The organism is Brevibacterium sp. p3-SID960, from assembly GCF_025144725.1.
In the GTDB taxonomy this organism is placed as follows: domain Bacteria; phylum Actinomycetota; class Actinomycetes; order Actinomycetales; family Brevibacteriaceae; genus Brevibacterium.
The window spans coordinates 1-11872 of sequence record NZ_JALXKS010000058.1; the positions used below are offsets into that span (position 1 = coordinate 1).

8 protein-coding genes are annotated in these 11872 nt (G+C 66.6%); 7 read left to right on the top strand and 1 reads right to left on the bottom strand.

The genetic code is table 11. The features are described from left to right. Positions 1–5 precede the first annotated feature (5 nt). Positions 6–293: a YciI family protein gene (locus M3B11_RS12915; RefSeq protein ID WP_102160237.1), complete on the bottom strand. Its 288-nt coding sequence runs from the start codon at positions 291–293 to the stop codon at positions 6–8. A gap of 104 nt (positions 294–397) precedes the next feature. Here M3B11_RS12915 and M3B11_RS12920 point away from each other — a divergent pair, with 104 nt between their 5' ends. The 7 genes from M3B11_RS12920 to gap all read left to right on the top strand — a co-directional run bounded on the left by M3B11_RS12920 (position 398) and on the right by gap (position 11867). Beyond that, complete coding sequence (locus M3B11_RS12920) at positions 398–2926, top strand: RNA helicase (protein WP_170274146.1); 2529 nt, start codon at positions 398–400, stop codon at positions 2924–2926. Between the two features lie 8 nt (positions 2927–2934). After that, positions 2935–5847 carry an excinuclease ABC subunit UvrA gene (gene uvrA, locus M3B11_RS12925; RefSeq protein ID WP_396121585.1) on the top strand — a complete coding sequence of 971 codons (2913 nt, stop codon included), beginning with the start codon at positions 2935–2937 and terminating at the stop codon, positions 5845–5847. A 2-nt stretch (positions 5848–5849) separates the two neighbouring features. Further along, on the top strand, positions 5850–7766 hold the full coding sequence (gene uvrC, locus M3B11_RS12930) for an excinuclease ABC subunit UvrC (RefSeq protein WP_259877855.1): 1917 nt from the start codon (positions 5850–5852) through the stop codon (positions 7764–7766). Beyond that, positions 7759–8664: an RNase adapter RapZ gene (gene rapZ / locus M3B11_RS12935; protein WP_165884767.1), complete on the top strand. Its 906-nt coding sequence runs from the start codon at positions 7759–7761 to the stop codon at positions 8662–8664. The genes uvrC and rapZ overlap by 8 nt, the downstream gene beginning before the upstream one ends. Before the next feature lie 90 nt (positions 8665–8754). Beyond that, positions 8755–9738, top strand: a complete 984-nt coding sequence (gene yvcK / locus M3B11_RS12940) for a uridine diphosphate-N-acetylglucosamine-binding protein YvcK (RefSeq protein ID WP_165884768.1) — start codon at positions 8755–8757, stop codon at positions 9736–9738. A gap of 32 nt (positions 9739–9770) precedes the next feature. Further along, positions 9771–10754, top strand: coding sequence for a DNA-binding protein WhiA (whiA, locus tag M3B11_RS12945; RefSeq protein WP_259877857.1), 984 nt, complete (start codon positions 9771–9773; stop codon positions 10752–10754). Between the two features lie 108 nt (positions 10755–10862). Next, positions 10863–11867: a type I glyceraldehyde-3-phosphate dehydrogenase gene (gap, locus tag M3B11_RS12950; RefSeq protein WP_259877858.1), complete on the top strand. Its 1005-nt coding sequence runs from the start codon at positions 10863–10865 to the stop codon at positions 11865–11867. Positions 11868–11872 lie beyond the last annotated feature (5 nt).

Genomic DNA, 11872 nt, shown 5'->3' on the forward strand with positions numbered 1-11872 from the left:
ACGGATCAGTCCTGCACCCACGGTCCGAAGACCGGTGTCCACTGGCGGATCTCCACACCCTCGATGACGCCCGCCTCGGCGTAGGGATCCTGGGTGAGGACGTCCTCGACGGCCGCCTGCGACTCGGCATGCACGAGAAGCAGGGCACCGGGACGCTCCTCGTCGAATGGGCCGGCAGCCAGGATCACCTTCTCGTCGAACAGGCGGGAGAGCCACGTCCGGTGCTGCGGGCGGGTCTGCATCCGGGTTTCGGTATCAGAGCTGTAGGTGTACTGGACTGCGAAGACGGCCATCAGGTCTCCTTGCTCGACGGGCCCGCTGTGCGGGAATAAGGCGGCGGTGATCTCTGGTTAGAGTGTACGGTAGACCGTTCCCCACACTCCCAGAGGAGACATGCGTGCCGACGCTGCCTGAGATACCGAGTGACCACGCCGACCCGGACACTCTGTTCTCAGCCTTCTCCGATTACGCCGCTGAGCAGGGAATCGAACTTTACGAGGTACAGGAAGAGGCCATCCTCTCCGTCCTCACCGGCGACCACACGATCGTCGCGACACCGACCGGCTCCGGCAAGTCGATGGTCGCCCTCGCTTCGCTCTTCGCCGCCCTCAACACCGGCCGCCGCGCCTACTACACCGCCCCGATCAAGGCACTGGTGAGTGAGAAGTTCTTCGACCTCACCGCCGCACTGGGAGCCGAGAACGTCGGCATGATCACCGGTGACTCCTCGGTCAACTCCGATGCCCCGATTATCTGCGCGACCGCTGAGATCCTGGCCAACCAGGCGCTGCGCGAAGGCGCCGAACTCGACGTCGAACTCGTCGTCATGGACGAGTTCCATTACTTCGGCGACCCGCAGCGCGGCTGGGCCTGGCAGGTGCCGCTGCTGGAGATGCCGCAGACCCAGTTCGTGTTCATGTCCGCCACGCTCGGCGACATGTCCCACATCAGCGCAGACCTCAGCGAACTCACCGGCCGCGACGTCACCCTCGTGACATCGGCGACCCGTCCGGTGCCGCTGGAGTACAGGTACTCGGAGGAGCCGCTGCATGAAACGCTGCGCCAGCTCATCTCCAAGGACCGTGCACCGGTCTACATCGTCTCCTTCGCCCAGGCCCAGGCCGTGACCCTGGCCGGCAACATCGTCAGCGCCAACCTGTGCTCACGTGAGGAGCGGGAGGCGATCGCCGCAGAGATCAAAGGCTTCCGCTTCTCCAAAGGGTTCGGGCAGATCCTCAAGCGCCTGCTCAGCCACGGCATCGGCGTTCACCACGCCGGCATGCTGCCCCGCTACCGCCGGCTCGTCGAACAGCTCGCCGGCGCCGGGCTGCTGCGCATCATCTCCGGCACCGACACCCTCGGCGTCGGCATCAACGTGCCCATCCGCACTGTGCTGCTGACCGGGCTGGCGAAATTCGACGGCCGGCGCATGCGCCGGCTGACGGTGCGCGAGTTCCAGCAGATCGCCGGGCGTGCCGGGCGGGCCGGCTACGACTCCGTCGGCTACGTCGTCGCGCAGGCCCCCGAACACGTCATCGAGAACCAGAAGGCCCTCGCCAAAGCCGGCGACGATTCGAAGAAGCGGCGCAAGGTCCGCAAGCAGCAGCCGCCGACCGGATTCGTCGGCTGGTCCAAAGAGACCTTCGACCAGCTCACGACCGGCCAGCCCGAAGAGCTGCGCTCCCACATGCAGCTCAACCATGCCACGATCCTCAACCTGCTCTCCAGGCCCGGCAGCGGCGTGCACACGATCCGCCGGTTCATCGACGCCACCCACGAGACAGCCGCGGCGAAGATCGACCTGTACCTCAAAGCGCTCAAGATCGGGCGCGCGCTGCTGCGCTCGGACGTCATCCGCCGGGAGGTCACCGACGCCTCGGGACCGGACGGCGAACCGGAGGTGCGCTACGTCCTGCAGCGCGACCTCGGCCCCCACTTCGCACTCAACCAGCCGCTCTCGCCGTTCGCGCTGGCCGCCCTCGACCTGTTCGACCGCGACGGCGACGGCTGGGCGCTCAACGTGCTCTCGATCATCGAGGCGACCACCCCGGTGCACTTCACGATCCTCAAGGGCCAGCTCGACCGGATCAAACAGGAGGAGCTCGCTGCGCTCAAGGCCGACGGCGTCGACTACACCGAGCGGATGGCGATCCTCGACGAGCTGACCTACCCGCAGCCCAACGCCGAGATCCTCGAAACCGCCTTCGACGCCTATGCCGAGACCTCGCCCTGGGTGCGCGAGGTCGGGCTCGAACCCAAGGCGGTCGTCGCCGACATGATCGAGCAGTCGATGAACTTCTCGCAGTTCGTCGCCTACTACCGGCTCGCCCGGGTCGAAGGCGGACTGCTGCGCTACCTCATGGACGTCTACCGGGCACTCGTGCAGAACGTGCCCGCCGACGCCGTCGACGAGCGCCTGCAGGAGATCATCGACTGGCTCGGCGAGCTCATCGCCCGCGTCGACTCCAGCCTCGTCGAGGAATGGGAAGCCCTGCGCACCGCGGGCGGGGGAGACGAGGACGAACCGGCGCTGCTGCCGGCCGCCGCACAGACGCTCAGCTCCGACCGCAGACGGTTCACCTCGCTGATCCGCAATACGATGTTCCACCGGGTGCTGCTGGCCGAACGCGCCGCCTACGACCACCTCGGCGAACTCGACGCTGACTCCGGCTGGGATGCCAAGGCGTGGGAGAACGCGATCGAGGACTTCTACGAGGAGTACGGCGATCTGCGCATCGATGGCGACGCCCGGAGTTCTGCCTATGTGCAGATCACCGAAGGCGAGGAGGAGTGGAGAGTCCGGCAGATCCTCGCCGACCCCGACGGCGACCGCGACTGGGCGATCACCGCCCGCGTCGACGTGGCCGCCAGCGACAGCGCCGGCGAAGTCGTCGTCGAGATCCTCGACGTCGGCCCGATGCGCTGAAATCACCGATGTCAGTGAAGGGAACTAAAGTACACACTGTGACTACTCAGACCGCGAATGCAGAGGCCGACCGCGGCGTATCGCACCTCGACACGCTGTGGGTCAAAGGGGCCCGGGCACACAACCTGAAGAACGTCGAGATCGCCATCCCGCGCGACTCGATGGTCGTCTTCACCGGGCTGTCCGGCTCCGGAAAATCCTCCCTCGCCTTCGACACGATCTTCGCCGAGGGCCAGCGCCGCTACGTCGAATCGCTGTCGTCGTACGCGCGGATGTTCCTCGGGCAGATGGACAAGCCCGACGTCGACTTCATCGAAGGCCTCTCACCGGCGGTGTCGATCGACCAGAAGTCGACCTCGAAGAACCCGCGCTCGACCGTCGGCACCATCACCGAGGTGTATGACTTCCTGCGCCTGCTGTGGGCGCGCATCGGCACCCCGTACTGCCCGGAATGCGGTGAGCCGATCACCCGGCAGACACCGCAGAACATCGTCGATCAGCTGCTGACCCTGCCGGAGCGCACGAAGTTCATCGTGCTCGCCCCGCTTGTGCGCGGGCGCAAGGGCGAGTTCGCCGACCTGTTCGCCGACCTGCAGACCAAGGGCTTCTCCCGCGCCGTCGTCGACGGCGAGCAGGTGCAGCTGACCGATCCGCCGAAGCTGGAGAAGCAGTACAAGCACGATATCTCCGTCGTCGTCGACCGGCTCGTCGCCAAGGACGGCATCCGCCAGCGCGTCACCGACTCCGTCGAGACCGCGCTGGCAACCGCCGGCGGGCGCCTCGATGTCGAGCTCGTCGACGAGGGCACCACCCGGACGTTCTCGGAGCACATGTCGTGCCCGAACGACCATCCGCTCACCGTCGATGAGATCGAACCGCGCACCTTCTCCTTCAACTCACCGTTCGGCGCCTGCCCCGTCTGCGACGGCATCGGCACGAAGCTGCAGGTCGATGAGACGCTCGTCGTGCCCGATGAGGACCTCACCCTGGGTGAAGGTGCGATCGCGCCGTGGTCGAAGGGCAAGACGACAGCGAAGTACTTCAACCGGCTGCTCAAGGGCCTCGGCGATGAACTCGGCTTCGACCTGTTCACCTCGTGGAAGGACCTGAAGAAGTCCCACCGCAAGGCGATCCTCGAAGGCAAGGACTACCAGGTCCACGTCCGCTACAAGAACCGGTTCGGCCGCGAACGGACCTATTCGACCGGTTTCGAAGGTGTCTTCCAGTACATCCTGCGCAAGCACGGTGAGACCGAATCCGACCACGCCCGGGAACGCTACGAGTCCTACATGCGCCAGGTGCCGTGTGCCGCCTGTGGCGGAACCCGCCTCAAGCCCGAGGCGCTGCACGTCAAGATCGCAGGCAAGTCGATCGCCGACGTCTCCACCATGGCCCTCGACCAGGCCGCCGAATTCCTCACCGGTCTCGAGCTCAGCGGCCGTGACGCGGCGATCGCGGCACAGGTGATGAAGGAGATCCGGGCCCGGCTCGGGTTCCTCCTCGACGTCGGACTCGAATACCTCAGCCTCGACCGCACCGCCGGCACACTCTCCGGCGGGGAAGCGCAGCGCATTCGCCTGGCCACCCAGATCGGCTCCGGACTCGTCGGCGTGCTCTACGTCCTCGACGAACCGTCCATCGGATTGCATCAGCGCGACAACCGGCGGCTGATCGAAACGCTGCTCAAACTGCGCGACCTCGGCAACACCCTCATCGTCGTCGAACACGACGAGGAGACGATCGAGGCCGCCAACTGGATCGTCGACATCGGACCCGGCGCCGGCGAACACGGGGGAGAGGTCGTCTACTCCGGACCCGTCGCCGACCTCACGAAGGCCGAGCGCTCCATCACCGGTGCCTACCTCAGCGGCCAGCGCCAGATCGAGATCCCGACCCAGCGCCGCCCGATCGACCGCAAGAAGATGGTGACCGTCCACCACGCCCGTGAGAACAACCTCAAGGACGTCACCGTCGCACTGCCGCTCGGCGTCTTCACCGCCGTGACCGGAGTGTCCGGTTCAGGCAAGTCGACGCTCGTCAACGACATCTTCTACACGCAGCTGGCCAACGACCTCAACGGCGCCAACCGCGTACCCGGCCGCCACAAGCGGATCACCGGTCACGAAGACCTCGACAAGATCATCCACGTAGACCAGTCGCCCATCGGCCGCACGCCGCGGTCGAACCCCGCCACCTACACCGGCGTGTTCGACCACGTGCGCAAGCTCTTCGCCGAAACCGAAGTCGCCCGCATCCGTGGCTACCAGCCCGGCCGGTTCTCCTTCAACGTCAAGGGCGGACGCTGCGAGAACTGCCACGGCGACGGCACCATCAAGATCGAGATGAACTTCCTGCCCGATGTCTACGTCCCCTGCGAGGTCTGCCACGGTGCCCGCTACAACCGGGAGACCCTCGAAGCGAAGTTCAAGGGCAAGACGATCGCCGATGTGCTCGACATGCCCATCGAGGAGGCCGCCGACTTCTTCTCGGCGGTCCCTGCCATCGCCCGGCACCTGCACACCCTGGTTGAAGTCGGCCTGGGCTACGTGCGCCTCGGCCAGCCTGCCACCACGCTGTCCGGCGGTGAGGCCCAGCGCGTCAAACTCGCAGCCGAACTGCAGAAACGCTCGCGCGGCCGCACCGTCTACGTGCTCGACGAACCGACCACAGGCCTGCACTTCGAGGACATCCGCAAGCTTCTGGGTGTGCTGCAGGGTCTCGTCGACAAGGGCAACACCGTCATCGTCATCGAGCACAACCTCGACGTCATCGCCTCAGCCGACCACATCGTCGACATGGGGCCCGAAGGCGGACGCGGCGGCGGCACTGTCATCGCCGAGGGAACACCGGAAGAGGTCGCGGCCATCGAGTCCTCCTACACCGGGCAGTTCCTGGCCGAGATGCTCGCTAACCGGACATAACCGTGGATCCGAGCACGTACCGCCCGGCGACAGGTGAGATCCCCACCCAGCCCGGCGTCTACCGCTTCCGCGACGCCGACCGGCGGGTCATCTACGTCGGCAAGGCGAAGAACCTACGCGCCAGGCTCAACTCGTACTTCGGCAACCCAGCCGCGCTTATGCAGCGGACCTTCACGATGGTCCACACCGCAGCCTCGGTCGACTGGACCGTCGTCAACAACGAAGTCGAGGCGTTGCAGCTGGAATGGACGTGGATCCGGGAGTTCCGCCCGCGATTCAACGTCATGTTCCGCGACGACAAGTCGTATCCGTACCTGGCGATCACGATGCAGGACGAATACCCGCGCGCCTTCGTCACCCGCGGCAGCCGCAAGAAGGGCGTCACCTACTTCGGTCCCTTCACCCAGGTGTGGGCGATCAAGGAGACCCTCGACCTGCTGCTCAAAGCCTGGCCGGTGCGCACCTGCACCGCCGGAGTGTTCCGCCGTGCCCGGCAGACCGACCGACCCTGCCTGCTCGGCTACATCGACAAATGCGCCGCCCCCTGCGTCGGCCGGGTGACACCGGAGGAGCACAGGCAGCTGGCCCGCAACATCGCCGACTTCATGCGGGGCAACACCGGTCAGTTCATCTCCAGCCGACAGCGCGAGATGGCCGACGCCGCACAGAACCTCGACTACGAGCGCGCTGCCGAGCTGCGTGACGAGATCCAGGCGCTTGAGAAGGTCCTCGACAAGAGCGCCGTGGTGCTGTCGCAGAATGTCGACGTCGACGTCTTCTCCATGGTCGTCGAGGAGCTGGAGGCCTCGGTGCAGGTGTTCCATGTGCGCGGCGGCCGCATCCGCGGCCAGCGCGGCTGGATCATCGAACGCCTCCAGGACCTCACGCCTGCGGAGCTGACACTCGACTACCTGCGACAGGCTTACAGCGGCATGGATGCCGACGCGATCCCCAAGGAGATCCTGCTCGACACCCTGCCCAGCGACGTCGAGCTGGCCACGGCCTGGCTGAGCGAGCAGCGCGGAACGAAAGTCGAACTGCGGGTCCCGCAGCGCGGGGAGAAGAAAGCTGTGCTCGACACCGTGCACAAGAACGCCGAGCAGGCGCTCATGCGGCACAAGATGCAGCGTGCCTCCGACCTCACCACCCGCAGCGAAGCGCTGAGCGAGATCCAGCAGACGCTGAACCTGCCGGAGCCGCCGCTGCGCATCGAATGCATCGACAACTCCCACATGTCGGGTCAGAACGTCGTCGGCTCGCTCGTCGTATTCGAAGACGGCCTGGCCAAGAAACGCGACTACCGGCGGTTCTCCATCAGCGGTGATGCCGCGCGGGACGACACCTCGGCGATGTACGACGTCGTCTCCCGGCGCTTCTCCCGCTACCTCGAGAGCCTCGTCGAGGACGAACCCGACGAGCGATTCGGCTACCGGCCCAGCCTGCTCGTCGTCGACGGTGCGCTGCCGCAGGTCAACGCCGCCGTGCAGGCGCTGAATGATCTCGGCATCACCGACATCTCCGTCGTCGGCCTGGCGAAGCGACTCGAAGAGGTGTGGGTGCCCGGTGATGAGTTCCCGGTCATCCTCCCGCGTGGCTCGGAGGGCCTCTTCATGCTCCAGCGCATCCGCGACGAGGCCCACCGCTTCGCCATCCGCTACCACCAGCAGAAGCGCACCCGAGCCCAGCGCTCATCGGCCCTCGACGGCATCCCCGGGCTCGGGGCGGCCAAGCAGAAGGCGCTGCTTAAGCACTTCGGCTCCGTTAAGCGGATCCGGGCCGCCGCGGTCGACGATCTCACCGCTGCCCCAGGCATCGGTCCTGCCCTGGCGGAGAAGATCCACCGGACACTGAGCCCAGCAGCAGAATCCGATACTGTTGAGGCAGATGAGACCACTGCAGAAGGGACTGCCGATGACTGACGCCTCATCACCGGTTGCCATCGAGGGCACCGGCGACGACGTCGAGGTGCTGCTGCTGACCGGAATGTCCGGAGCCGGCCGTTCGACGGCGGCCAACGCCCTTGAGGACATGGACTGGTATGTCGTCGACAACCTGCCGCTGCAGATGATCCCGCCGCTGGTCGAACTCGTCGCCCGCGCCGACGGCTCTCTGCCGAAGGTCGCAGTCGTCACCGATGTGCGCACCCGGCAGATGTTCTCCGAACTCAAGCAGACGCTGAGCGCCTACCGCTCCCAGGGCCTCAACATCAAGGTGCTGTTCCTCGACGCCTCCGATGACGCCCTCGTGCGGCGCTTCGAGTCCGTGCGCCGCCCCCATCCTCTGCAGGGCGAGGGAACCCTCATCGACGGCATCTCCGAAGAGCGCACGGCGCTCGCTCCGCTGCGCGACCAGTCAGACATCCTCATCGACACTAGCGATCTCAACGTCCACCAGCTGCGGGCGCAGGTGCACTCCCTGCTGAGCGGCACCGACGATCACCGACTGCACATCACTGTGCAGAGCTTCGGCTTCAAATACGGCGTGCCCGTCGATGCCGACCATATGGCCGATGTGCGCTTCCTTCCCAACCCGTACTGGATTCCGCAGCTGCGCGGCCAGAACGGCACCGACGCACCTGTGCGCGACTACGTGCTGGCGCAGAACGGCGCCCTCGCCTTCGTCGACCGCTACCTCGGCGCGCTCGACGTCGTCATCGAAGGCTATGAACACGAGAATCGATCGCATATGACGATCGCCCTCGGCTGCACAGGCGGCAAGCACCGCTCCGTGGCCATGAGCGAGGAACTCGGCCGCCGGCTGGCCGAGCGCACGACCGCATCGGTGACCGTGCGCCACCGCGACCTGGGACGCGAGTAGATGAGTCAGCACGCAGAATTCTCCCGCCCCGACTCGCGCAGCGACAGCCCCAGCGCCCACCGCCTCCACACCGAAGAGCTGCCGTTCGTCATGGCCGCGCGCCAGCGGCGCAGCACCGGCGGCCCACAGGTCGTCTCCTTCGGCGGCGGCCACGGGCTCTACGCTGCGCTGCGCGCTTTCCGGCTGCTGACGGAGAACCTCACCGCCGTCGTCACCGTGGCCGACGACGGCGGTTCGTCCGGTCGCCTGCGCCAAGAGCTCGGCGGCCTGCCGCCCGGTGACCTGCGCATGGCACTGGCCGCGCTGTGCGACGACGGCGAATGGGGCCGAGTCTGGCGCGATGTCATTCAGAGCCGGTTCTCCTCCGACGGCCCGCTGCACGACCACTCGGTCGGCAATCTCCTCATCTCCGCTCTCTGGCAGCTCCTCGGAGACCACGTCGAAGGCCTCGACTGGATGGCGCGCCTGCTGCGCGCCCACGGCCGCGTGTTGCCGATGTCGTCGCTGCCGCTGCGTATCGAAGGCGACGTCCAGTTCGCCCCCGATGCCGCGCCCGAGGTGGTGCAGGGTCAGTCGGCCCTGGCGGCAACGGACGGGCACCTGCGCGAAGTGCGGCTCGTGCCGCACAACCCGCCCGCCCGCGCTGAGACGATCGACGCCGTGCGGGCAGCCGAGATCCTCAACCTCGGTCCCGGCTCCTGGTATACCTCCGTCATGCCCCACCTGCTCGTCCCGGATCTCGCTGAGGCGATCTTCGCCTCAGATGCACTGCGCACCCTGACCCTCAACCTGCCCGGTGCGAAAGCCGAGACCCGCGATTTGAGCCTGTGCGATCACCTCGAATCACTGCACTCGCACGCCCCGCGGCTGCGCTTCGACTATGTTCTCGTCGACGAGGACGCCGCCCGGGCCGAACCGGAACTCGAAGCTAAAGCACAGCGCCTCTTCGCGGCGCGGCTGTGGACCCGGTCGCTGCGCGGACGCAAGCAGAGCCAGCACGACAGCCTCAAGCTCGCCGCCTGCTATCGCGACGTGCTGCTTGACGCTGGCATCACCGTCGACGAACAGTGGTGAGCAGCGGTGGACAATCGAAAGGACTCGACGCAATGGCACTGACAGCACAGGTCAAGGATGAGCTCGCGCGGGTGGCCATCACCCGCATCTCGGCCCGCAAGGCCGAGGTGTCAGCGATCCTGCGCTTCACCAATGCCCTGCACCTCGTCGCCGGCTCCATCGTCATCGAATCCGAACTCGACACCAACATCGTCGCCCGTCGTCTGCGTGCAGAGATCAAGTCGCTCTTCGGCCACACCGCCGACGTCGTCGTCATCGGTGCCTCCGGCATCCGGCGCGGCAGCCGCTACCTCGTCCGCGTCGCCAACGACGGAGCCGCCCTGGCCCGCCAGACCGGGCTCATCGACGGGCGCCTGCGCCCGGTGCGCGGACTGCCCTCGGCGATCGTCAACGGCTCGCTGGCCGACGCGCAGGCCGCCTGGCGCGGCGCGTTCCTCGCTCATGGGTCGCTGACCGAACCAGGACGTTCGGCAGCTCTGGAGATCACCTGCCCCGGGCCCGAAGCGGCACTCGCGCTCGTCGGTTCGGCCCGCCGCCTCGGGATCTCCGCCAAGGCCCGCGAGGTGCGCGGGGTCGACCGGGTCGTCATCCGCGACGGCGAGGCGATCGGGGACCTGCTGACGAACATGGGTGCCGAGGCCACCCGCCTGGTGTGGGAGGAGCGGCGGATGCGCCGGGAAGTGCGCGCCACCGCCAACCGGCTGGCGAACTTCGACGACGCCAACCTGCGCCGGTCGGCCCGGGCGGCAGTCGCCTCGGGCGCACGCGTCGAACGTGCCTTCCAGATCCTCGGCGACGAGATCCCCGAGCACCTCAAATACGCCGGCGAGCTGCGGCTTAAACACAAGCAGGCGTCGCTGGAGGAGCTCGGGCAGCAGGCCGACCCGCCGATGACCAAGGACGCGATCGCCGGGCGGATCCGCCGGCTTCTCGCGACCGCGGACAAGAAGGCCGATGAGCTCGGCGTGCCCAACACCGAATCGAGCCTGACACCGGACATGCTTGAGGATGCCTGACACAGTTCATGTGAACTTCACATCCGCGCCCCGCTGAGCCTGGAGAGGCGTGTGAAGCGTGACTAGGATGAATACCGGAGCACTCGCCGAACCCCAGGAGGAATCGGAATGTCCATTCGTGTAGGCATCAACGGCTTCGGCCGAATCGGCCGCTCGTTCCTGCGCCAAGCATACGAAGTCGACACCGATGTCGAGATCGTTGCCATCAACGATCTGACCGACAACAAGCACCTCGCCCACATGCTGCGCTACGACTCCGTGTGGCGGAAGTTTCCCGGCACCGTCGAATACGACGACGAATCGCTCACCGTCGACGGCGACCGGATCCACGCCTCGGCGGAGAAGGACCCGCACGACATCCACTGGGGCGATCTCGGAGTCGATGTCGTCGTGGAGGCCACCGGCAAGTTCCGCACCCGCGACGCCGCCGCAGCCCACCTCGAATCCGGTGCCACGAAGGTCGTCCTCTCAGCACCCGGCAAGGGCATCGACGGGTCGTTCGTCATGGGTGTCAACGACAGCACCTATGACCCGCAGAGCCAGCACATCATCTCCAACGCCTCGTGCACGACGAACTGCCTGGCACCGCTGGCGATGGTTCTCGACGATGCCTTCGGCATCGAGGCCGGTCTCATGACGACGGTGCACGCCTACACCGGTGACCAGAACCTCGTCGACGCCAACCACAAGGACCTGCGCCGCGCCCGCGCGGCAGCGATCAACATCGTGCCGACGACCACCGGCGCCGCCAAGGCCGTTGCCGAGGTGCTGCCGCAGCTCAAGGGCCGCCTCGACGGGTTCGCCGTGCGCGTGCCGGTGCCCACCGGCTCGCTCGTCGACCTGACGTTCAGCCCGAAGAAGCAGGCCACCGCCGAGGAGATCAACGCCGCTGTCAAGCAGGCCTCCGAAGGCGACCTCAAGGGCATCCTCGGCTACACCGAAGACCCGATCGTGTCTTCGGACATCGTCATGAGCGAGTACTCCTCGATCTTCGACGCCGAGCTCACCCGCGTCGTCGGCAACCAGGTCAAGGTCGTGGCCTGGTACGACAATGAGTGGGGCTACTCCCAGCGTCTGTTCGAGATGGTCGAGTTCGTCGGAACGTCCCTCTGAACACC